This window comes from Kribbella pratensis (genome assembly GCF_004366075.1).
GTDB lineage: Bacteria > Actinomycetota > Actinomycetes > Propionibacteriales > Kribbellaceae > Kribbella > Kribbella pratensis.
In genome coordinates, this window is record NZ_SODU01000005.1 from 328,452 (window position 1) to 349,884 (window position 21,433).

The following is a 21,433-nucleotide window of genomic DNA, read 5'->3' on the forward strand; positions in this document are numbered from 1 at the left end:
GCGAGGAGATGATCAGGGGCGGTCGAATGGCGTGGCGAGGGTTGTTCAGGTGGGTTGCCGGTGCGTGGACACTGCGTCGGCAGTCGCGTCGAAGGCCTGTTCTGCCAGGGGGTAGTCGCGTTGGGCAACGCCGAGGTAGAGCGCGTCCAGGACGATCATCTGGGCGTGCCGTCCGGACAGTCCCCCGGTGCGGAACGTGACGTCGCGGGCCGCGGTGACCAGTACGATGTCCGCCGCCTGGGCCAGCGGCGAGCGGGGATAGTTGGTGATGGCAACAGTCGTCGCGCCCTGCCGGCCGGACCGTGCCATCGGCTCCAGGACCTCGATCGTCTCGCCGCTGTGCGAGATCCCGATCGCGACGTCGCCGGTACCGAGCAGCGCGGAGCTGGCCAGCGCGGTGTGTACGTCGCTCCAGGTGCTCGCGGCGCGCCCGATCCGGTGCAGCCGCAACCGCAGGTCCTCGGCGACGGACGCCGACCCCGCCACGGCGTACAGATCGATCCGCCGCGCGTCCGAGATCGCCCGGACGGCCCGCCCGAGCGCTTCGACGTCGAGTGCCGCGACCGTGTCTTCGAGCGCGCGGGTGTCGGCGCGCAGCAGAGTCCGGAGTACGTCGTCCAGCGAGTCGTCCGGTCCCACCTCCGAGCCGGTCCCCCGCTCCCAGCTCGGACTGGTCCGACCACTCTCGGCCGCCAGCGTCAGCCGCAACTCGGCGTACCCGGACAGACCGAGCGCGAGGCAGAACCGGGTGACGCTCGGCAACGACGTACTGCACCGGGCCGCCAACTGGCCGATCGTCGACGAGGCGACCGCCGCCGGGTCGCGGAGCACCTCGGCGGCGATCCGCGCCTGCGCCGGGCTGAGCGCCGGCAACAGGCCGTGGATCCGCGCCTCGACACTCGGCGGCGGTGACTCGACAGCACTCATGTAAAGAATTCTCAGAGCACGCCAACCACAATTACAAGAATTCACACTGACCGGTTCCGGCCAGGAAAGTGACATCCGCCGACCAGTGCACTGGTCAGACCAGTACGCTCGCCCGACGAGAGCCGGCGGGCGCACACTCGCGAAGAGTTAGAACAGCGCGGCCATCAACCGGCGGCGCGCCTTGACGACGCGCTCGTCGTCCGCGCCGACGACCTCGAAGAGCTCGAGCAGGTGCAGCCGTACGGCGTTCCGCTCATCGCCCGAGGTCGCCTGGACCGTGGAGATCAGGCGTGCGAACGCGTCGTCCACATGCCCGCCCATCAGGTCCACGTCGGCCACCAGCAGCTGCGCCTCGACGTCGGTCGGGTCGTCGGCCGCCCGCGTCCGCACGTCGGCCGGCACGTTCTGCGTACGCTTCACCAGCTGAACCCGGGCCAGCCCCGACTTCGCCTCGGCGTCGTTCGGCGTCTCCTTCAGGAGCTCTTCGTACGCCGCAATCGCGCCGTCGAGATCGCCCGCGGCGACCGCGTTCTCGGCCTGCTCGTACCGCGGGTTCGGGGCCGCTTCCTCCTCGGCGGCCTCGGCCGCCGGGCCGACCGGCTCGGCGCGCCCGGTGATCCCGTTCGCGACGGCGACCGTCAGCAGCTGGTCGAGGTACTGCCGGACCTCGGGCTCACCGAGGACGCCCTGGAACAGCGGCACCGGCTGACCCCGCAGGATGGCGATCACGACCGGCACCGCCTGTACGCCGAACGCCTGGGCGACCTGTGGGTTCGCGTCGACGTCGATGCGGGCCAGCAGGAACTTGCCGGCGTACTCGGTCGACAACTGGGCCAGCACCGCACCGAGCGCGTTCGAGCCCTGCGACCGCGGCGAATACAGCTCGACGACAACCGGTGCCTGGAGCGAGCGCTCGATGACGTCGGACTGGAAGTTGGCCTCGCCGACCTCCAGCACGTACGCACCTGCAGGCCCGCCACCCGCGGCGCCACCCCCAGCACCACCCGCTGGAGCACCAGGAGCGCCGGGCGCACCGGCCGGTTTACGGAGGGACGACAGGTCGACCGCCCCTGGACGGGAGAAGTTGGACTGGCTCACCACTGTCCTCGCATTCCGTGCACACTCCGTACGTTCACAGGTCCATCCTCTACGACGCGGCCGACTTGCGCTGCGCCCGGGTCACCATCAGCAGCCGGGCGAGGCCCGCCCGGGTCCCCGCGACCGCCAGCCGGTCCCCTACCTTGACCTGCCGCTCGGACGCCGGACTCCACTCCCAGGGACCGTCCCGATCCTGCCGTGCGAGCACCCGCAGGCCCTCGGCCTCGTTCAGTTCGCCGAGCCGCCGACCGTCGGCGACCGACCCAGGCTCGACGGTCACCTCGGTCAGCAGCAGCACGCGGCGCCCGGCCGGGATCGTCACCTGCTTGCGCCGGTTCGCGACCGCGGCAGCGATCGCCGGCGCCACCAGCATCGACACCGAGCGGCTGTGGCCGAGGCCCAGCCGCCGCTCGACCCGCTGCGCCAGGTCGTGGTCGAACATCCGCATCGTGATCCGGGCGTCCGGGTTCAGGTCCCGGGCCACCATCGCCGACTCCAGGTTCGTGATGTCGCCGTCGGTGATCGCAAGCACCGACTGGCACCGCTGGACGCCGGCCGACCGCAGCGTCTCCTCGTTGCTGCTGTCCCCGATCACGACCGGGATCTTCAGCCGATGCGCGACCTGGATGCCCGGCGCGTCCTCGTCCTGATCGACGCCGACGACCGCGACGCCCCGCTCGGTGAGGATCTCGAGCACCCGAGCGCCGACCGTACCGAGGCCGCACACCACCACATGATTGCGAGGCCGCCCGCGGACACCGCCGATGATCCGCGACAGCCGCGCGCCGATCAGCGAGTCGACCACGACCGCGGTCAGCAGCGCCATCAGCACGATCCCGGTCAGTTGCACGACGACCGCCGCGACCTTCACCCACGGGTCCGCGTCGGAGAACGCGTTGTCCTCGATGCCCGCCGAGGTCACCGCACCGGCCGCCAGGTAGATCGCGCGCCACCAGTCGATCCCGCCGACGAAATGGACGACCGCCGTACCCGCCGCGACCAGGAACGCCATCACCGCGGCGATCTTCCGGACCCGGCTGTCCAGGATGTCGCGGAGCCCCATGAACCAGCCGGCCGGACGTACGTCGCGGCTGCGCCAGATCGCCCGTACGCCGGTGCCGAGCACGATGTCACCGTCCGGGTCGGCGCTGGCCATCGGCAACAGCTGCGGCGTCGCGGACGAGGTCGTGTCCGCGAGCACCGTCAGATGCGGCTCGCGGATCAGATCGGCCTGTCCCACGACCACCCGCTGACCGCCGAGCTCCATCCAGGTCAGCTCGTCGTCCTCCAGCGCGTCCGACACGAACGCGGGGGCGGCGAGCGACGGCCCGTTGATCACCACGCAGTCGCCGAGCAGGCTGTTCAGCTGCTTACTGAGCCGCGGATTGACCATCTGTACGACGATCCGCAGCTCCGGATCCATGTCCCGCGCAGTCAGCGCGGTGTGCACGTTGTGTACGTCGTCGGTGTCCAGCAGGACCAGTGCGCGCGCGGTGGACGGCGTACCGTCGTCGTCGGCGTCGATCCCGGCCCGCCGCAGCAACGCCTCGCTGATCACCCGGGCGCCCATCACGGTCGCGCCCAGCTCACCGATCCGGTCGTAGTGCCGGGAGGCGGGGTTGACGATCGCGGTCACGCGTTCGCCCGAGCTCACCAGTTCGGTGACCACCCGCAGCATCGTGCGGTCCGAACCGCAGACCACCACGCGCCGACCGTCCGGGGAATCGGCCGCACCAGGGGCCTCTCGCCCGGACGGTGGCGGCTCCTCAGAATCGGGCGGGCTCTCGGTACTCTCCCCACTGTTCCCGAAGAACGTGACAGATTTCCCCCATCGTGGCCTCCGCACGCACTGCCTCCAGCATGGGCTCGATCAGGTTGCCAGTGCCGCTGGCCGCCTCCACCAGAGCCGACAGCGTACGCCGTACCCGGTCCTCGTCGCGGTGCGCCTTGCGTTCCGCGAGGACGCGGCACTGCTCGACCTCGACCTCGTGCGAGACCCGGAGGATCTCCAGCTCGCCGGACACGGTGTCGGTGAGCGTGTTGACGCCGACGATCTTCTTCTCGCTCTTCTCGAGCTTCTGCTGGTACTCGAACGCGGCGTCGGCGATCTCGGCCATGAACCAGCCGTCCTCGATCCCGCGCAGGATGCCGCCGGTCATCGTCTCGTCCGGGCTCATCTCCTTGATCCGCGCGAAGATCGCCTCGGCCTCGGCCTCGATCGCGTCGGTCAGCGCCTCGACGTACCAGGACCCGCCGAGCGGGTCGGCGACGTTCGTGATGCCGATCTCCTCCATCAGCACCGACTGGGTCCGCAGCGCGATCTCGGCCGACTCCTCACTCGGCAGCGCCAGCGTCTCGTCGAGCGCGTTGGTGTGCAGCGAGTTCGTCCCGCCCAGTACGGCGGCGAGAGCCTCGACAGCCGTCCGTACGACGTTGTTGTACGGCTGCTGCGCCGTGAGCGACACCCCGGCCGTCTGCGTGTGGAAGCGGAGCCACTGCGCCTTCTCGGTCATGGCGCCGTACACGTCCCGCAGCCAGCGGGCCCAGATCCGGCGGGCGGCCCGGAACTTCGCGATCTCCTCGAAGAAGTCGAGGTGGCTGTCGAAGAAGAACGACAGGCCCGGTGCGAACACGTCGACGTCGAGCCCGCGGGAGAGCCCGAGTTCGACGTACCCGAAACCGTCGGCGAGCGTGTAGGCGAGCTCCTGCGCGGCGGTCGAGCCGGCTTCACGGATGTGGTACCCGGAGACGCTGAGCGGCTTGTACGCCGGGATGGTGGTCGCGCAGTACTCCATCAGGTCGCCGATCAGGCGTAGGTGCGGCTCCGGCGGAAACAGCCACTCTTTCTGCGCGATGTACTCCTTGAATATGTCGGTCTGCAGAGTCCCGTTCAGCTTGGAGATGTCCGCGCCCTGGCGCTCGGCCGCGACGAGGTACATGCAGAACGCCGGCACGGCCGGGCCGGAGATCGTCATCGACGTCGTGACGTCCTGGAGTGGGATGTCCTTGAACAGCCGGTCCATGTCGACGGCCGAGTCGATCGCGACGCCGCAGTGCCCGACCTCGCCGAGCGCCTTCGGGTCGTCGGAGTCGCGGCCCATCAGCGTCGGCATGTCGAACGCGACGGACAGACCGCCGCCACCGCCGTTCAGGATCATCCGGTAGCGCTCGTTGGTCTGCTCCGCGTTCCCGAAGCCGGCGAACTGGCGGATCGTCCACGTCCGGCCGCGGTACCCGGTCGCGTACAGACCGCGGGTGAACGGGAACTCCCCCGGCCAGCCGATCCGCTCCATCCGCGAGTCGTCGACACCCTCGGGCGGCCCGTACACCGGCTCGACCTCGGTGCCGGACAGCGTGGTGAAGTCCGCCTCCCGCTTGCGCGCGGCGTCGTACCGCTGCTGCCACCGGCTCCGGCCGGCCGCAATCTGCTCGGCATCCATCAGTCAGACCTCCTAGGGAACTGGTCCCAAAATACTAGGACGTCCAACTATTTCCAACCGCTACGAACGTCCGGGGTTCGGGTCAGTTGAAGTCGCCGGCGTTGTGGCGGAGCGGTTCCAGGACGGACCAGAGCATCTTCAGTTGCTCGTCGGTGAGGCCGGACAGGGCGAAGTCGGCGGCGACCAGGTCGGCGGTGGCGCGTTCGACCAGGTCGCGGCCCTCGGGGGTGATCTCGCAGAGGACCGCGCGGCCGTCGTCCGGGTGCGGCGTCCGGGTCACAAGCCCGGCCGCCTCGAGCCGGCGGACGATCGAGGTGACCGACGTCGGGTGCACCTGCAGCCGCTCTCCCATCTTCCCGAGCGGCAGCGATCCGCGCCGGGAGAAGGTGAGCAGCACGAGGGCCTCGAACCGGGCGAACGTCAGCCCGTGCTTGCGGAGGATCTCGTCCAGCTCGTTGATCACGATCTGCTGCGCGCGCATCAGCGACGTCACGGCCCGCATCTGCTCGACGGCGCCCCAACGCCGCCCCCACTGCCGCGACGCCTCGTCGATCGGATCGAACGGCAACGCCCTCTTCCTGGCCATGACCGGAACCTTAGTCCCCCATCGATCTGGCCACGGACCGAGAACTGGCAGGCGGCGCTCACGGCGCGCGGCATCAGAAACTGTCGATGGAGCCTGCGAGGGTGCCGGCATGAGATTCCTGGAGCACGTGCGGACGGAGAGCGCCCGGCTCGGTGAGGTTGCGCGGGTCGGGCTCGACGCGGCCGTGCCCAGTTGTCCGAGGTGGACGGTGGACGACGTGGTGCGGCACGTCGCGATGGTGTACGTCCACAAGGTCGAGGTGCTGAAACTCGGCGCCCTCCCCGACCCGTGGCCGCCGGACTTCTCCGGCCTCACTTCGCTGGAGTGGTACGACGATGCGCGCGCAGCGATCGTCGACGCCCTGGAGGCGGCCGGGACCGCGACGCAGACGTGGACGTTCAGCCCCCGCGACCGCACGTCCGCGTTCTGGTACCGGCGGATGACACACGAGACCGTCATTCACCGGATCGATGTCGAGCAGGCGCATGGCGTCGTCACACCGATCGACGCCGAGCTCGCCCTCGACGGCATCGACGAGGTCCTCTACCCGACGCTCGGCGGGCCGTGGTGGGAGGAGGGCGACACCGCCTACCCGATCGACGCGACCGTTCGGCTGACCGCGGGAGGCCGGTCCTGGACCGTGCACGCCGACGCGACGAGTGTCGACGTACGGCGAGGGGCTGAGGGGGATGCGACAGCGGAGGTTTCCGGGGATCCGGCGCAGGTCTACCTGTGGTTGTGGGGGCGGGCCGGCGAGGACGCGATCCAGACGGCCGGCGATCCGAACGTCGTGCGGGCGTTTCGCGGGAGACTTTCGGAGGCGTCGCAATGACGATGTCCTCTCGAGCGTGGGCTGTTCGTTCTCCCATTGAGAGAGCACAGCCTGAGAGACCACCGTGGTCTCAGCGAGAAGGAGGAGTCCGATGGCGCAGTACCTTGCACTGACCTACACCGCCGACGTCGACTGGTGGGCGCCCGAGCAGGCCGAGGAGCTGGCCGAGTACCGGAGGTTCGGCGTCGAGTTCGCCGAACAGGTGAAGGCGAGCGCCGTACTGCATCCGACCTCGACGGCGACCGTCGTCCGGGTCGAGGGTGCCCGCGGCGGTCCGGTGGTCACCACCGACGGGCCGTACGCCGAGACCAAGGAAGCGCTGACCGGCTACTACCTGATCGAGGCCGAGGACCTCGAGGAGGCGGTGCGGGTCGCGGCCGAGATCCCGGCGGCCTGGGGCGGCGCGGTCGAGGTCCGCCCGGTGATCGTGGCGAAGTAGCACAGGTCCCGTGAACGAGCGGTACGACGCGGTCGCCGAGACGATCCGGATCGAGGGGACGCGGATTCTCGCGACCCTGATCCGGACCGTCGGCAACGTCCAGCTCGCCGAGGACGCGGTTCAGGAGGCGGCGTTGGCGGCGCTGGGTGCGTGGCCGGTGACCGGCGTACCGCCCGAGCCGCGCGCCTGGCTCACCGTGACCGCCCGCCGGAAGGCGATCGACATCATCCGCCGAGAACAATCCCGCGGCGCCAAGGAACGCGACGGCGCCGACCTGATCGAGCTGACCAAGCGCGAGGTCGAGACCGAAGCCGTCGTTCAGGACGACCTGCTGCGGCTGATCTTCACCTGCTGCCACCCGTCGCTGTCGCCGCCGACTCGCGTGGCTCTCGCACTCCGCACGCTCTGCGGCCTGTCACCCGCACAGATCGCCGGCGTACTGCTGACGACCGAGGTCGCCACGACGAAGCGGCTGGTCCGCGCGCGGCAGAAGATCGCCGCCGCGCGCATCCCGTACCGCGTGCCGGCCGAGGCCGAGCTGCCCGAACGGCTGCCCGCGGTCTGCGCCGTCATCCACAGCCTCTACACCGCGGGTCACGCGCCGGCCGAGGGCGAAGCGGCGTACGACGTCGACCTGTGTGCTGAGGCCATCCGCCTGGCTGAGCTCCTGCACTCGCTCCTCCCAGACCAGCCGACACCGACCGCGGTGCTGGCGCTCCTGCTCCTGACCGAGGCGCGTCGACCGGCCCGTGTCGATGACTCCGGCGAAGTGGTGACGCTCGATCTACAGGACCGTTCGCTGTGGGATCAGGACCTCATCGACCGCGGCGTCGCGCTCCTCAACGACTCGCTGGAGCGGTCCGAGCGGCAAGCCGACGCGTACCAGTTGCAGGCCGCGATCGCGGCCGAGCATGCGCGTGTACCCAGCTACACCGCGACCGACTGGCGCGAGATCGTCCGGCTGTACGACCTGCTGGTCGAGGTCTCCCCCAGTCCCGCGGCCGAACTCGCCCGCGTCGTCGCGATCGCCGAAACCGGCGACGTCGACACGGCCCTCAAGCTGCTCGACGAGATCCCGCCCAGCTCACGCAAACACGCCGTACGCGCCGAACTTCTCGCCCGCACCTCGCGGTACGCCGAAGCCGTCGCAGAGCTGGACCAAGCGCTGGCCGGCGCGCCGCTCGATCATCCCGAGCGCGCACATCGGGAACGCCGCCGAGCCCTGTTCGACGCGAAGGCCACCATGAACGCCTGACCAGCTGTCCGCAGCCGGGTCAGTCCTCGTCGGTCCAGTTACCACGTTCGCTGTTGAAGATCGACTTCGCGCCGGAGGAGGGTGGCGGTGCCGGCCGGGAAGGCTGGCTGCTCGTCGTCGTGACCGGCGCGTACGCACCGGCGACCTCCTGCGCCGAGTCCATCCCGATCGGACCGGTGCCGTCGTCGTCGGAGTCCTCGTCGCCCTGGAGTACGTCGACGCTCGCGGAGGCTCGCAGCCCGGTGCGCTGGATCACGCGCTGAATGGTGAGGTCGCGGTCGTCGGGCCGGCTGACCCACTTGATCTCGCGGAAGCCCTGGTCCTGCGCGGCGGATTCGAAGACGAAGTGGCCGTAGCCGAGCATCCGCCCGATGATCGGCTTCTGCAGCGTGATGTCGAGCACCCGGGCGATCGGGGTGGTCGCGACGGTCTGGGAGAAGACGCCGCGGATTCGCATGACCCGCATGTTCGTGACCACGAAGCGGTCGCGATGCTGGGTGAGGAATTGCCAGAAGGCATGACTGAGCAGCACCAGGACGATCGCCAGCAGCACCGGCTGCCCGCCGATCGATGTGGTGGCCATCGTGAGCAGCAGGGCCGCCGCGAGCACGACCTCGAGCATCGGCACCGTGAACACCACCCAGTGGTGCCGCACCTCGTCGATGACGACTTCGCCCTCGTCCGAGATCAGATGGCGCCGGACCTTCGGGTCGAAGATCCGGAACAGGCCTATTCCGGCCATCCGCTCACTCCCCTGTCACGCTGTTGTGTGACCCCGTACGACTCAAGTGTCCCGCACGACGACGCGCAACGGGACACGAGAGACGGCAGATCAGCTGAACAGCGCCGTCAGGAAGGTGATGACGCTTCCGAACGCGTCACCAACGGCCGAGAACGCACCCCCTACCGCTCCCGCGGCGTTGGCCGGCTGAGTGAACAGATAGAAGCCGGCAAAGGCGATGAGCGACCAGATCAACAGCTTCTTCGGCATGTCGCCACTCCTTGTTCCTAACCACTCGGTCGACTGTGTTTTGAGTTTGTATCACGGACCGTGACCAATTGTCACTGACTGAACACAGCCCACCGCACAATCCTCACCAGCTACAAGGTCCATTCTGTAACGGATCCGGGGGCACGGCAGCCATCGGCGCGCCGCCCTGAGACGCAGATCGCCGTACCCGGCGGAAATCCTGCGGCATTTGCCCGAAATCGGTACAACTTCCAGTGAACGAAAGCAAAAGACACGATGTGACACAACGTGGTCGATTGTTCCACGGCGAGACAAGTGTCACAAAGCAGAGATCAACTCGTCGGCCGCTGAATAGGGGTCGGTGCCGCCGTCCGCGACCTTCGCGGCGAGTACGTCGAGTCGCGCGTCCCCGTGCAGGTGCGCGAACCGGGCCCGCAACGCCGTCGTCGCGATCGCCTCGATCTCGTCCCGCGCGCGACTGCGACGACGCTCGGTCAGTACCCCGTTCCCACGCATCCATTCCAGCCGGTCCTCGATCGCCTGCACCACCTCGGCGATCCCTTCGTTGCGGGAAGCGACCGTCTTCAGGATCGGCGGCGACCAGGCGCCCTCGGGGCGCTCGGCCAGCGCCAGCATCGACCGCAGGTCCCGGGTGACCGACTGGACGCCGTCCCGGTCCGCCTTGTTCACCACGTAGATGTCGCCGACCTCGAGGATCCCGGCCTTGGCCGCCTGGATGCCGTCACCCATTCCCGGCGCCAGCAGGACCAGCGTCGTGTCGGCCATCCCGGCGATCTCGACCTCGGACTGCCCGACTCCGACCGTCTCCACCAGCACCACGTCGAACCCGGCCGCGTCCAGCACCCGCAGCGCCTGCGGCGTCGACCACGACAGCCCGCCGAGATGCCCGCGCGACGCCATCGACCGGATGAACACCCCTCGGTCGGTCGCATGGTCCTGCATCCGCACCCGGTCCCCGAGCAATGCGCCGCCGGAGAACGGCGACGACGGGTCCACGGCGAGTACGCCGACCCGCTTCCCGGTCTCGCGGTACGCCGACACCAGGGCCGACGTCGATGTGGACTTGCCGACGCCGGGCGAGCCCGTGATGCCGACGATGTGCGCGTGACCGGCGTGCGGCGCCAGCTCCGCCATCACCTCGCGCAACAGCGGGGATTCGTCCTCGACCAGCGAGATCAGCCGAGCGACGGCCCGGGAGTCGCCCTCCCGGGCCCGCTCGACCAGCTCACCGACCGGCGCCGTACGTCGTGGCATCAGCTCTCGATCAGCTCTAGATCACTTCTGGGGAACGCGGACGATCAGTGCGTCGCCCTGACCGCCGCCGCCGCACAGGGCCGCCGCGCCGACGCCACCGCCGCGCCGGCCGAGCTCGAGGGCCAGGTGCAGCACGAGGCGCGCGCCGGACATCCCGATCGGGTGGCCGAGCGCGATCGCGCCGCCGTTCACGTTCACCTTGTCGTCGCTGACCTGCAGCTCACGAGCGGACGCGATCCCGACCGCCGCGAACGCCTCGTTGATCTCGATCAGGTCGAGGTCCGCGGGCTGGATGCCTTCCTTCGCGCAGGCCTTGACGATCGCGTTGGCCGGCTGGCTCTGCAGCGACGAGTCCGGTCCGGCGACCGAACCGTGCGCGCCGATCTCGGCGATCCAGCTGAGCCCGAGCTCCTCGGCCTTCGCCTTGCTCATCACGACGACCGCACAACCGCCGTCGGAGATCTGCGACGCCGAACCGGCCGTGATCGTGCCGTCCTTGCCGAACGCGGGCCGCAGCTTGGCCAGCACCTCGACCGACGTGTCACCGCGAACACCTTCGTCGCTGTCCACCACGATCGGGTCGCCCTTGCGCTGCGGCACCTCGACCGGCACGACCTCGTCGGCGAAGAGGCCGTTCTTCCAGGCCTCGGCGGCGCGCTGGTGCGAACGGGCGCTGAACTCGTCCTGCTCCTCGCGGCGCAGTTTCTGGCGCTCGTTGTTCGCCTGGTCGGTGAGCGCGCCCATGGCCTGGTCGGTGAACGCGTCCCACAACCCGTCGTACGCCATGGAGTCGACCAGCGCGGTGTCGCCGTACTTGAAGCCCTCGCGGGACTTCGGGAGCAGGTGCGGCGCGTTCGTCATCGACTCCATGCCGCCGGCGACGACGACGTCGTACTCGCCGGCGCGGATCAGCTGGTCGGCGAGCGCGATCGCGTTCAGCCCGGACAGGCAGACCTTGTTGATCGTGATGGCCGGCACATCCATCGGAATGCCGCCCTTGACCGCAGCCTGGCGGGCGGTGATCTGACCGCCGCCGGCCTGCAGGACCTGGCCCATGATCACGTACTCGACCTGGTCCGGCGCGACGCCGGCCTTCTCGAGTGCGCCCTTGATCGCGAACCCGCCGAGCTCTGCTCCGGTGAAGCCCTTGAGGCCACCCAGCAACCGCCCGATCGGGGTCCGTGCACCGGCGACGATGACGCTGTGGTTCCGCGTGTCAGACATGCCGTCACGATACCTGCGACCGCACTGGTACGCCGCTGCTCGCGCACGTCAGACGGGTCACACGGATGGTGTCAGGTGAGCCACTTTCGATGGTCTACCGCCGCGAGCTGCGCCAGGCTGACGGGATGGACCAGCTGTTCGACGCGATCGACCACGTCGGCATCGCGGTGCCCGACTTCGACGAGGCCGTCCGGTACTACGCCGACGTGTTCGGCATGACCGTGGCGCACGAGGAGATCAACGAGGAGCAGGGCGTCCGGGAGGCGATGCTCTCGGTCGGCGACTCGGGTTCCTCGATCCAGTTGCTGGCGCCGCTGTCGGACGCCTCGCCGATCGCGAAGTTCCTCGACCAGCGCGGCCCCGGCATCCAGCAGCTCGCGTACCGGGTCCGCGATCTCGACGCGGTCTCGACGGTCCTCCGCGACCGCGGCGCCCGCCTCCTGTACGACGAGCCGAAACGCGGCACCGCCGGCTCCCGCGTCAACTTCATCCACCCGAAGTCGGCCGGCGGAGTCCTGGTCGAACTCGTGGAGCCATCAACCTCGCACTAGCTGTGACGGCGCGCTGTTCGAGTCTCCTCGGCGTCGTTGGCGGACTACGCTGTTCGGGTGCTGAAGGACAGCGCCACCGACTCCTTGCACGGTGCGCCGGCCGGATTCCTGCACGACGCCTTTGTCCACGTGTCGGACGAGGAGTTCGTGCAGCGCTCGGCTGCGTTCATGCAGGATGGTCTGGCGGCGGGGGAAACCATCGTGGCCGTGCTGCCTCCGGAGCGCATCGCCGTACTGCGCGACGCTCTCGGACCGATCCACCATGAGGTCTGTTTCACCGACATGACCGTTGCCGGGGGCAACCCGGCGCGGCTGATCCCGTACTGGCGCAGCGTCATCGAGCAGCACCCCGGCCCGGTGCGCGGGCTCTCCGAGCCGGCGTACCCGGGCCGAAGCGCGGCGGCGTACGACGAGGTGCTGCTGCACGAGGCGCTGTCCGACATCGCGTTCGCGCAGGACCGGGCGTTCCGGCTGTACTGCGCGTACCAGGCGTCCGTCGGCATCGACCCGACCGTGACGCATTCCGGCGCGGAAGCTCTTGCGGAGAAGGAGTTCCGGACCGCGCTCGACGACGTACCGGACCGGGCCGAGCGGTGGGAGTTCGGGCCGGGCGAGCTCGGGCAGGTCCGGCAGTGGCTCAGTGGGCAGGCGGCGTCGCACGGCGTGTCGAGGGACAGGCTCGAGGACCTGTCGCTGGCGTTGCACGAGATCTGCACGAACAGCATCCGGTTCGGCGGCGGACGCGGGCGGCTGGCGGTGTGGATCGCCGACGGCACGCTGATCTGCGACGTACGGGACTGCGGGCGGATCGACGACCTGCTCGTCGGACGCGTGCTGCCGCCGCTGGACGGGCTCGGCGGGCGAGGCGTCTGGCTCGCCAACCAGCTGTGCGACCTGGCGCAGTTGCGGTCGGGGGACGACTTCACCCAGGTACGGCTCCACACGCGACTGCGGTGACCTCGAGGCGATAAGACCACTGACAACGGTGGACTGGAAAAGTGACGGTCGTCTCAACCGTCGCTCGCTGTGTTACAGCGCACAGCCACAGGCGCATACTCAACGGTAAGTTCCGCTCACCGATTTGTTACGGGACCGCCGCTGCAGGAGGTACTTTCGTGAAGCAGATCCTTGAGGCGATCCTCTCCGGCGACAACGCCGCCGTCGGAGAGCTCGACGTACCGGAGCATTACCGCGGAATCACCGTCCATGCCGACGAGGCCGCGATGTTCGACGGGCTGGACAGCAAGGAGAAGGATCCGCGCAAGAGTCTGCACCTCGACGACGTACCGACGCCCGAGCTCGGGCCGGGTGAGGCGCTGGTCGCGGTGATGGCCAGCGCGATCAACTACAACACCGTCTGGACGTCGATCTTCGAGCCGGTGTCGACCTTCTCGTTCCTGAAGCGGTACGGGAAGCTGTCGCCGCTGACGGCCCGGCACGACCTGCCGTACCACGTGGTCGGCTCCGACCTGGCAGGCGTCGTACTGCGGACCGGACCGGGCGTCAACGCCTGGAAGCCGGGCGACGAGGTGGTCGCGCACTGCCTGTCGGTCGAGCTGGAGTCGCCGGACGGGCACAACGACACGATGCTCGACTCCGAGCAGCGGATCTGGGGATTCGAGACGAACTTCGGCGGTCTCGCCGAGATCGCGCTGGTGAAGTCGAACCAGCTGATGCCGAAGCCGGCCCACCTGACGTGGGAGGAAGCTGCGTCGCCGGGGCTGGTGAACAGTACGGCGTACCGGCAGCTGGTGTCCGCGAACGGCGCCAACATGAAGCAGGGCGACGTGGTGCTGGTCTGGGGCGCGTCCGGCGGTCTGGGGTCGTACGCGACGCAGTTCGCGCTGAACGGCGGGGCGATCCCGGTGTGCGTGGTGTCGTCGCCGGAGAAGGCGGAGCTCTGCCGGGCGATGGGCGCCGAGCTGATCATCGACCGGACGGCGGAGGGGTACCGGTTCTGGAAGGACGAGACGACCCAGGACCAGAAGGAGTGGAAGCGGTTCGGGGCGCGGATCCGGGAGCTGACCGGCGGCGACGACCCGGACATCGTGTTCGAGCACCCGGGCCGGGAGACGTTCGGGGCGTCGGTGTACGTCGCCCGCAAGGGCGGCACGATCGTGACGTGCGCGTCGACGTCCGGGTTCATGCACGAGTACGACAACCGGTACCTGTGGATGAACCTGAAACGGATCATCGGCTCTCACTTCGCGAACTACCGCGAGGCCTGGGAAGCCAACCGGCTGATCGCCAAAGGCATGGTGCACCCGACGGTCAGCAAGGTCTACCCACTCGAGGACACCGCGCAGGCCGCGTACGACGTCCATCGCAACCTCCACCAGGGCAAGGTCGGCGTCCTCACCCTGGCCCCCACCGAAGGCCTCGGCGTCCGCGACCCCGCGCTGCGCGAGCAGCACCTGGCCGCCATCAACCGCTTCCGCAACAGGTAGTTGCCACCGACTCCCGATTGGCTGGTTTCGAGTCGGTTCTGACAGGCTTAAGGTGGGGGATTCACACTGAGCCGCCAGAAGGGAACCTCGGGAGAATGCCTGACGAGTCGAGCCTGCCGTTCTTCGACCGCACGGCGACTGCGGCCGGGGGCTTCCCGGTCAGTCGCCGAGGGTACGACAAGCAGGCCGTGGACGACTATGTCCGCGCGCTGGAGATGCAACTCGTCGAGGCACGCAACCGCGCCGACGAGCTGCAGCAGAGCGTCGCGCCGATGCAGCACGAGCTCGCGGAGACGCGGCGCCAGCTCGAGGCCAGCGCCAACCCTTCGTACGCCGGGCTCGGCGACCGGGCCGCGCAGATCCTCCGGCTCGCCCAGGACCAGGCGTCCGAGGCGCTCGACGAAGCCAAGCGTGAGGCGGAGGAGCTCCGCGCGAACGCGGCCAAGGAGGCTGCCGCGGCGCGGGCGACCGGTGAGCGTGAGGCCGAGGACATCCGGACCGTCGCGCTGAACGAGGCGGACAGCATGCGCCGTACCGCCGAGGGTGACGCGGCCGAGCTGCGGCGTACGGCGGAAACCGAGGCCGCCGAGGTGCTGCAGGCGGCCCGGCGGAAGGCGGAGCAGCTGCAGCTGACCGCCGAGTCGCAGGCGAGCACGCTGAAGAACGGGGCGCTGCACGAGGCCGAGAAGATCCGGACCGCGATCCAGCGCGAGTCGGCAGCCCTGCGCGCGCGGCTGGCGGACGAGCGCGAGCAGCAGGCCAAGGAGCTGGCCGACAAGCACCAGCAGATCGCGGCCGACACCGACAGCCTGACCACCCAGATGAAGGAGGCCGCCGAGGCGTCCGAGCGCCGGGTGGCCGAGGCGACCGAGCAGGCCCGCAAGATCCGCGCCGAGGCGGAGGAGTCGGCCGAGCGGACGCTCGCGCGTGCCCGCCGGGAGGCCGAGCAGCTGCTGACCACCGCGCGCACCCGCGCCGAGGCCGAGCTGGCGAACGCGGCCGACGAGGCGGAGCGGTCCCGGACCGTCGTCGCCCGCGAGACCGAGCGCCTGGCGAAGCGCCGCGACGGCATCCTCACCCAGATCGCCGGCCTGAACGAGATCGCCAGCAACATCGCCCGCCAGGCCGCCGAGCTCGACTCGGAGACCGCCGCGGGGCCGTACGTGAACCCGTTCGCCCGGCCCGCCGAGTCCCCCCGGCCCCCGGCCGGTGCGCTGGGGCAGGGTGTCGGCAGCCCCTTCGCCTCAGAGCCCTCGACCCCGTACCCCTCCGCCCCCTCAGCTCCGTCCGACTCAGCTCCTGCTGGCTCGGGTCCTGCTGGCTCGGGTCCTGCTGGCTCGGCTCCGGCTGGCTCGGGTTCGGCTGGCTCGGGTTCGGCTCGGGCCGAGGCAGGTACGGCGGCTGACTCGGGCGCTGCCGCGGACTTCGGGGATGACGACAGCCCGTTCCCGGCGACGACGCCGGCCGACAACCCGTTCCCGGGGGCGACCCCTGCCGCGGGATCCTCGCGCGAGTCGTCGTACGACACCGAGGGACCGTTCACCGGTTCCAGCCCGTTCGTCGGCATCGGCGCCGGGGATGCCCGCGTCGACGAGACCCGGATCGACACCGGCCTGCGCATCGACCCGAAGGACGCCGGCAACCTCGCCGGCCAGACCAGCAAGACCGCCGGCGGCCCGGCCGACCCCGCTGCCGACGCCGCGGACCTCGCCGAGCTTGCCGACATCGCCAATTCTGCCGACCTGGTCGAGTCGGCCGGTTCCGGGGACTCGGACGACGACGAGAAGCCGAAGGACTCGACGATGGTGGACGAGTTCCGGCTGGGTGACCTCGCGAGCGAGGAGACTCGGGTCCAGAAGCGGCGCTCCAGCTCGGCGAAGTCCTCCGACGACGAGTCGCCCGCGGACGACGAGAAGACCGATGCGGCCACCTCGCGCGCGCGATCCCCGAAGGACAAGATGTGACGCCATCCGGCGACGACACCTCCACAGCGACCCCCGACAAGGATCTGGCCGACGCCACGCGCGAAGCCAAGTCCGCCGCCGCGGAAGCCCAGGCCGCCGCCGACAAGAGCGAACAATCCGCAACCGACGCAGCCGATGAGGCTGCTGCCGCCGCGCATGCGGACGACGACGACACGAACTTCGCGGACGAACTGCTGATCGAAGAGCGGCACCCGTCCGTCGGTATGGGTACGCCGGGTCCGCCGCTGCGCCGGGGGAACCCGTTCACGTTCGGCTTCTTCGCGGCACTCGGCGTACTCGTCGCCCTGGGTCTGTGGAACGCAGCCGGCCAGGCCCGCTCGGTCCTGATCCTGCTGCTGGTCTCGATGTTCATTGCGGTCGGCCTGAACCCGCTGGTCGAGTGGTTCATGCGCCGCGGACTGAAGCGCGGTCTGTCCGTCGGCGTGGTGTTCCTGCTGATGATCCTCGCGGTCGCCGGCGTCGCCGTCGCGATCGTCCCGGTCGTCTCGGACCAGATCAACAGCCTGATCAAGAACGCGCCCGAGTGGCTCGACCTGCTGAACAAGTCGAAGACTCTCAACGAGCTGGACGACAAGTACCACTTCATCCAGAAGGCCCAGGAATACGTCCAGGACCCGGCGCTGGCGCAACGTGCGTTCGGCGGGATCCTCGGCGTCGGCAAGGTGGTCGCGGGCGCGCTGTTCAACACGTTCACGATCCTGGTGCTGACGCTGTACTTCCTCGCCTCGCTCCCCTCGGTGAAGCGGGCGGCGTACAGCCTGGTCCCCAGCACCCGCCGTACCCGCGTCTCGATCCTCGGCGACGAGGTCCTCGGCCGGGTCGGCGGCTACGTCAGCGGCCAGTTCCTGGTGGCGCTGACCGCCGGTGTCATGATGTTCATCTTTCTCGAGATCATCGGGCTGCGGGAGTACGCCGTGGCGCTGGCGATCGTGGTGATGTTCTGTGACTTCATCCCGATGGTCGGCGGCCTGATCGGCGTCGTCGTGGTCGCGCTGATCGGCTTCACCGGCGGCCTCGGGATCGGCATCGCCTGCCTGATCTACGGCGTCATCTACCAGCAGGTCGAGAACTACTTCGTCGCACCGCGCATCATGCGCCGGGCCGTCGACATCCCCGGCGCCGTCACGGTCATCGCCGCCCTCCTCGGCGGCGCCCTCCTCGGCGTCGTCGGCGCCCTCCTGGCCATCCCGTCAGCCGCCGCCATCCTCCTCATCATCCGAGAAGTCTGGGTCCGCAAAGCCGACGCCTCCTAGCTAGGAACACGTGACGTCGAGGATGAAGTGCTGGGCGGGGGTCAGGCGGTTGTAGGTGTTGAGGCGGATGTAGGTCTGCTGGTCGAGCTGCTGGGGTAGGTGGCGTCGGGCGAAGTAGGAGTGCAGGGCTCGGCGGGGGTTGTCGGTGCGGTTCTGGGTGCCGCCGTGCCAGAGGTGGCTGTTGAAGATGACGACCGTGCCGGCTTGGCCGGTCAGTTGGATCTGGTCGGTGTGGTCGGCGCCCGGGTCGGGCATCTCGTCGCCGGGCATGGTGCCGCGGCGGTGGGAACCGGGGACCACGCGGGTGGCGCCGTTCTCGGGGGTGAAGTCGTCGAGGAGCCAGATCGAGTTGCAGACCTCGTACTCGCCCGGTTGGACGGGATGCCCGAAGTCCACATGCAGGCCCTGGCGCCCTTCACCGGGTAGGGCCGCGCGGCTGTTGAGGGACGAGAGTTTGAACTCGCCCAGCACGTGCCGCATGGCCGCCAGCACCCGCGGGTGACTGAAGCACACCTCGAACCTCGGATCCTTGTTCACCAGATCCGCCAACCGGTCCGTACCCCGCTCCTGATGCACCTCGAGGCCGGCCCGATCCCCCTCGGCCGCGGTCAGTTCGGCCAGCCGTTCGTTGATCGCGGCCACCTCCTCCGCCGTGAGAATCCCCTCCAGTGGAAGGAACCCGTCGCGGTCGAGCTGGTCCTTCTCGTCCTGCGTGAGTACGTCGTCAGTGACGCCGAGATCGCGTAATGCGGTCGCCATATCCATCGGAGTGCTCCTTCACAAGATGCACGAATCGATGCCAGCATCGTTGCGACGTACGTGAGAAACAATGCAGGAGGCGACAGGGCTTATGCACAAATCGCCACGGCTGCTCGGCGCCGGCGTACACATGGCGGCGCCCGGCAAGGACTATCCGCCCCACGCGCACACGTCGTGGGAGCTCGTGTACTACGTTCGCGGCCGGATCACCTGCCCCGTCGGCGACGAGACGTACGACGCCACTCCGGGCACCGTGCTCCTCACCCCGCCGCACACCTGGCACGCCGAGCAGAGCCGCACCGGGTACGCGAACCGCTTCCTCCAGGTCGACGCCGCAACCACCCACCCCTGGCCGCGCCTGTGCTACGACGACACCGACCACACCCTGCGCCGGGTCTTCGACGCCCTGGTCCGCGAAACCGAGAGCGAGGACCTCCGCTCCCTGCTCCTGGCCGAGCTGGATCTGCGCCTCCGCCGTGCCGCAGCCACCCCACCCACAACGCTCGCCGAACAACTCGTCGCCCAAGCCGAGCAGCTCTTCGAGGAACGCTTCGCGGCCGGTCTCCGCATCGCGCAGGTCGCAGCCGACCTCGGCGTCTCGCAGTCCGGCCTGCGGGCCGCGTTCACCCGCCTCCGCAACACCAGCCCGCAGGCCGCCCTTCAGGCAGTACGCCTACGCCACGCCCTGGCCCACATCCGCAACTCGACCCTCCCTCTCCAGGCCATCGCCGACCTGACCGGCTACCACTCGGTCAGCCACCTCACCCGCCACATCAAAGCCGCCACCGGCTCACCGCCGGGCGCCCTGCGCATCAAGGGCATGTGAATCAGAAGGCAGCCTGGACCGTGGTGAGTTCGATGTCGTGGGCCTCGATGGCTTGGCGGATCTCCGGGTCGGTGACCATCGCCTGGTCGGAGAGGCGGTACTCCTCGGCCCAGCGGTAGGTGTATGAGCCGGGCCGGTGGATTGCTGCTAGCTCCGGTTCGGCGGCTGCGCAGTGCGTGACGAGCAGGTGGACGCCGGGCGTCAGCTTGTCCAGGTACTCGAGCAGCCAGGGCTTCTTGTCGGCGGCGTCGCGGTCGCTCAACGTCTCGATCGACGCAAACCGTTTCGACTCCTCCGGCCCGTAGATGAACGGCTTCCCGAGCGCCGCCGAGACCTCGTCGTACGCCGCCGGCGCTGCCTGACCCATGTGTACGTCGAGATACTCGAGCGTCAGCCCTTCCGCCGCGAACTTCGCCGCCTGCGCCGACAACTCCCGTACCGCGTCCGCGTGACTGACCGCAGCCTTGGACTCCTCGACCGTACGCCGGAACGTGCCGTCCTCCCCCACCAACGACGTACCGTCCGTCAACGGCCGCCACCGGAGGAAGTCCCACTCACACGTCAGCGTCTGATGCACACCCACCGGGATCGCGAACTCGCGCGCCAACGCGGCCGCCTCCGTGAACCACGGGCAGGCCGCCATCGTCGACGCCTGCGTCACGATCCCCTCGCGAAAGGCCTGCACCGTCCCCACGTTGACCGCATGACACATCCCGAAGTCGTCACCCTGAACAACCAGCCGGACTTCACTCACGCCTACTCCCACCATCCGCCGACAGAGCCACCACTGACCGTACGACCAAACGCCGACAGATCCCCTATGGTCCGGCGAGTTTGGTGACCTCTGGGGACTGATCGGTGTGGAAGGCGCACGCCCGGGGGTACGACGCCAGACAGCCGCGAGTCGTCATCAGCGCGGTGTAGTAGTCGATGTACCGGAAGCCGTACGTCTCGCCGCGGGCGAAGGCCTGGTGCCGGGTGGCGGACACCCAGCGGTAGAACGCCTCGTCGGAGATCGGGACGTACAGCGAAGGCGTGAAGCCCTCCATGTCCTCCCAGTTCTCCGCGTGCAGGAACGAGCGCACGCCGTGTCGCGGCAGTGCGGCGAGCTTCTCGGCCAGTTCGGCGTACGGCGTGATGGCGGCGAAGTCGTCCGCGGGATCGATGGGCAGGCCGGCGAGGAAGCGGGCGCGCTCGGCCAGCACAGCGGTGTGTTCGTGATCGCGGTGGATCGAGTGCTTCCAGTGCGTGATGATCGTGTCGGGCTGCTTCTCGCGGATGATCTGGGCGAGCTGCAGGGCCACGTCGTCGGTGTCCGGGAGGAAGCCGTCGCTGTGGTCGAGGACCAGGAAGTCCGCGCCGATCGCCTCCGCGAACGCCGTACCCTCCGCGATCTTCTGCTTCTTGTAGTCGGCCGGCGTCAGCCGCGGGTGACCGCGCTCCCCCGGCGTCAGCGCGACGATCGTCGCCGACGCGCCCTCCAGGACGAGCTTGGCCAGCGTCGGCCCGGCGGTCAGGTCCATGTCGCCGATGTGCGCCCCGATGGCGAGCACTGATCTGGTCACA

General features: G+C 69.3%; 21 protein-coding genes. 9 read left to right on the forward strand and 12 right to left on the reverse strand.

What is annotated here, in order from left to right; translation table 11 throughout:
• Positions 1–45 precede the first annotated feature (45 nt).
• The 5 genes from EV137_RS38255 to EV137_RS38275 form a co-directional block, all read right to left on the reverse strand.
• Positions 46–927: a MurR/RpiR family transcriptional regulator gene (locus EV137_RS38255; RefSeq protein ID WP_134133033.1), complete on the reverse strand. Its 882-nt coding sequence runs from the start codon at positions 925–927 to the stop codon at positions 46–48.
• Positions 928–1,074: 147 nt separating this feature from the next.
• Complete coding sequence (locus tag EV137_RS38260; protein ID WP_134133035.1) at positions 1,075–2,025, reverse strand: tetratricopeptide repeat protein; 951 nt, start codon at positions 2,023–2,025, stop codon at positions 1,075–1,077.
• A gap of 49 nt (positions 2,026–2,074) precedes the next feature.
• Positions 2,075–3,730, reverse strand: a complete 1,656-nt coding sequence (locus EV137_RS38265) for an NAD-binding protein (protein ID WP_238175843.1) — start codon at positions 3,728–3,730, stop codon at positions 2,075–2,077.
• 61 nt (positions 3,731–3,791) lie between these two features.
• Entirely contained in the window at positions 3,792–5,465 is a 1,674-nt protein-coding gene (icmA, locus tag EV137_RS38270; protein WP_134133037.1) for a coenzyme B12-dependent isobutyryl-CoA mutase large subunit, read from the reverse strand.
• An 82-nt stretch (positions 5,466–5,547) separates the two neighbouring features.
• The gene (locus tag EV137_RS38275; RefSeq protein ID WP_134010920.1) at positions 5,548–6,051 is read right to left on the reverse strand and encodes a MarR family winged helix-turn-helix transcriptional regulator; all 504 of its coding nucleotides are present in this window, start codon (positions 6,049–6,051) and stop codon (positions 5,548–5,550) included.
• A gap of 109 nt (positions 6,052–6,160) precedes the next feature.
• Here EV137_RS38275 and EV137_RS38280 point away from each other — a divergent pair, with 109 nt between their 5' ends.
• The 3 genes from EV137_RS38280 to EV137_RS38290 all read left to right on the forward strand — a co-directional run bounded on the left by EV137_RS38280 (position 6,161) and on the right by EV137_RS38290 (position 8,577).
• A complete protein-coding gene (locus tag EV137_RS38280) occupies positions 6,161–6,883 on the forward strand; it encodes a maleylpyruvate isomerase family mycothiol-dependent enzyme (protein ID WP_134133038.1) in 723 nt (240 codons plus the stop codon).
• 91 nt (positions 6,884–6,974) lie between these two features.
• Positions 6,975–7,322 carry a YciI family protein gene (locus EV137_RS38285; protein WP_134133040.1) on the forward strand — a complete coding sequence of 116 codons (348 nt, stop codon included), beginning with the start codon at positions 6,975–6,977 and terminating at the stop codon, positions 7,320–7,322.
• A gap of 10 nt (positions 7,323–7,332) precedes the next feature.
• Positions 7,333–8,577 (forward strand): RNA polymerase sigma factor, encoded by a 1,245-nt coding sequence (locus EV137_RS38290; protein WP_134133041.1) that lies wholly within the window; start codon positions 7,333–7,335, stop codon positions 8,575–8,577.
• Between the two features lie 19 nt (positions 8,578–8,596).
• Here the strand turns inward: EV137_RS38290 and EV137_RS38295 are convergent, their stop codons facing one another.
• From EV137_RS38295 to EV137_RS38305, 4 genes are all read right to left on the reverse strand, one after another.
• Positions 8,597–9,319 (reverse strand): PH domain-containing protein, encoded by a 723-nt coding sequence (locus EV137_RS38295; protein WP_134010912.1) that lies wholly within the window; start codon positions 9,317–9,319, stop codon positions 8,597–8,599.
• 90 nt (positions 9,320–9,409) lie between these two features.
• On the reverse strand, positions 9,410–9,568 hold the full coding sequence (locus EV137_RS40915) for a hypothetical protein (protein WP_165546737.1): 159 nt from the start codon (positions 9,566–9,568) through the stop codon (positions 9,410–9,412).
• Positions 9,569–9,865: 297 nt separating this feature from the next.
• Positions 9,866–10,822 (reverse strand): methylmalonyl Co-A mutase-associated GTPase MeaB, encoded by a 957-nt coding sequence (gene meaB, locus EV137_RS38300; protein WP_134133043.1) that lies wholly within the window; start codon positions 10,820–10,822, stop codon positions 9,866–9,868.
• Positions 10,823–10,843: 21 nt separating this feature from the next.
• The gene (locus EV137_RS38305; protein ID WP_134133044.1) at positions 10,844–12,046 is read right to left on the reverse strand and encodes an acetyl-CoA C-acetyltransferase; all 1,203 of its coding nucleotides are present in this window, start codon (positions 12,044–12,046) and stop codon (positions 10,844–10,846) included.
• 89 nt (positions 12,047–12,135) lie between these two features.
• Between EV137_RS38305 and mce the strand changes: the two genes are divergently transcribed.
• From mce to EV137_RS38330, 5 genes are all read left to right on the forward strand, one after another.
• A complete protein-coding gene (gene mce / locus EV137_RS38310) occupies positions 12,136–12,597 on the forward strand; it encodes a methylmalonyl-CoA epimerase (protein ID WP_238175844.1) in 462 nt (153 codons plus the stop codon).
• A 57-nt stretch (positions 12,598–12,654) separates the two neighbouring features.
• Positions 12,655–13,554, forward strand: a complete 900-nt coding sequence (locus EV137_RS38315) for an anti-sigma factor RsbA family regulatory protein (protein ID WP_134010904.1) — start codon at positions 12,655–12,657, stop codon at positions 13,552–13,554.
• Positions 13,555–13,712: 158 nt separating this feature from the next.
• A complete protein-coding gene (ccrA, locus tag EV137_RS38320; protein ID WP_202871338.1) occupies positions 13,713–15,044 on the forward strand; it encodes a crotonyl-CoA carboxylase/reductase in 1,332 nt (443 codons plus the stop codon).
• Between the two features lie 95 nt (positions 15,045–15,139).
• Entirely contained in the window at positions 15,140–17,008 is a 1,869-nt protein-coding gene (locus tag EV137_RS38325; protein WP_238175845.1) for a transposase, read from the forward strand.
• The gene (locus EV137_RS38330; RefSeq protein WP_134133046.1) at positions 17,005–18,282 is read left to right on the forward strand and encodes an AI-2E family transporter; all 1,278 of its coding nucleotides are present in this window, start codon (positions 17,005–17,007) and stop codon (positions 18,280–18,282) included. The genes EV137_RS38325 and EV137_RS38330 overlap by 4 nt, the downstream gene beginning before the upstream one ends.
• Here the strand turns inward: EV137_RS38330 and EV137_RS38335 are convergent, their stop codons facing one another.
• A complete protein-coding gene (locus EV137_RS38335; RefSeq protein WP_134133047.1) occupies positions 18,283–19,047 on the reverse strand; it encodes a phytanoyl-CoA dioxygenase family protein in 765 nt (254 codons plus the stop codon). It lies immediately after the preceding gene.
• Positions 19,048–19,132: 85 nt separating this feature from the next.
• Between EV137_RS38335 and EV137_RS38340 the strand changes: the two genes are divergently transcribed.
• The gene (locus EV137_RS38340) at positions 19,133–19,867 is read left to right on the forward strand and encodes a helix-turn-helix transcriptional regulator (protein WP_166680133.1); all 735 of its coding nucleotides are present in this window, start codon (positions 19,133–19,135) and stop codon (positions 19,865–19,867) included.
• 1 nt (position 19,868) lies between these two features.
• Here EV137_RS38340 and EV137_RS38345 read toward each other — a convergent pair whose 3' ends face one another.
• A complete protein-coding gene (locus tag EV137_RS38345) occupies positions 19,869–20,621 on the reverse strand; it encodes a carbohydrate deacetylase (protein WP_166680134.1) in 753 nt (250 codons plus the stop codon).
• A 64-nt stretch (positions 20,622–20,685) separates the two neighbouring features.
• Positions 20,686–21,432 (reverse strand): PIG-L deacetylase family protein, encoded by a 747-nt coding sequence (locus tag EV137_RS38350; RefSeq protein WP_134133051.1) that lies wholly within the window; start codon positions 21,430–21,432, stop codon positions 20,686–20,688.
• Position 21,433 lies beyond the last annotated feature (1 nt).

Bases quoted from the DNA above. Each gene is read 5' to 3' on its own strand.
- EV137_RS38305 (WP_134133044.1), bottom strand. From the start codon at position 12,046: ATGTCTGACACGCGGAACCACAGCGTCATCGTCGCCGGTGCACGGACC.
- EV137_RS38325 (WP_238175845.1), top strand. From the start codon at position 15,140: ATGCCTGACGAGTCGAGCCTGCCGTTCTTCGACCGCACGGCGACTGCG.
- EV137_RS38275 (WP_134010920.1), bottom strand. From the start codon at position 6,051: ATGGCCAGGAAGAGGGCGTTGCCGTTCGATCCGATCGACGAGGCGTCG.
- EV137_RS38340 (WP_166680133.1), top strand. From the start codon at position 19,133: ATGCACAAATCGCCACGGCTGCTCGGCGCCGGCGTACACATGGCGGCG.
- EV137_RS38280 (WP_134133038.1), top strand. From the start codon at position 6,161: ATGAGATTCCTGGAGCACGTGCGGACGGAGAGCGCCCGGCTCGGTGAG.
- EV137_RS38255 (WP_134133033.1), bottom strand. From the start codon at position 927: ATGAGTGCTGTCGAGTCACCGCCGCCGAGTGTCGAGGCGCGGATCCAC.
- EV137_RS38295 (WP_134010912.1), bottom strand. From the start codon at position 9,319: ATGGCCGGAATAGGCCTGTTCCGGATCTTCGACCCGAAGGTCCGGCGC.
- mce (WP_238175844.1), top strand. From the start codon at position 12,136: ATGGTCTACCGCCGCGAGCTGCGCCAGGCTGACGGGATGGACCAGCTG.
- EV137_RS38335 (WP_134133047.1), bottom strand. From the start codon at position 19,047: ATGGATATGGCGACCGCATTACGCGATCTCGGCGTCACTGACGACGTA.
- EV137_RS38285 (WP_134133040.1), top strand. From the start codon at position 6,975: ATGGCGCAGTACCTTGCACTGACCTACACCGCCGACGTCGACTGGTGG.
- meaB (WP_134133043.1), bottom strand. From the start codon at position 10,822: ATGCCACGACGTACGGCGCCGGTCGGTGAGCTGGTCGAGCGGGCCCGG.
- icmA (WP_134133037.1), bottom strand. From the start codon at position 5,465: ATGGATGCCGAGCAGATTGCGGCCGGCCGGAGCCGGTGGCAGCAGCGG.
- EV137_RS40915 (WP_165546737.1), bottom strand. From the start codon at position 9,568: ATGCCGAAGAAGCTGTTGATCTGGTCGCTCATCGCCTTTGCCGGCTTC.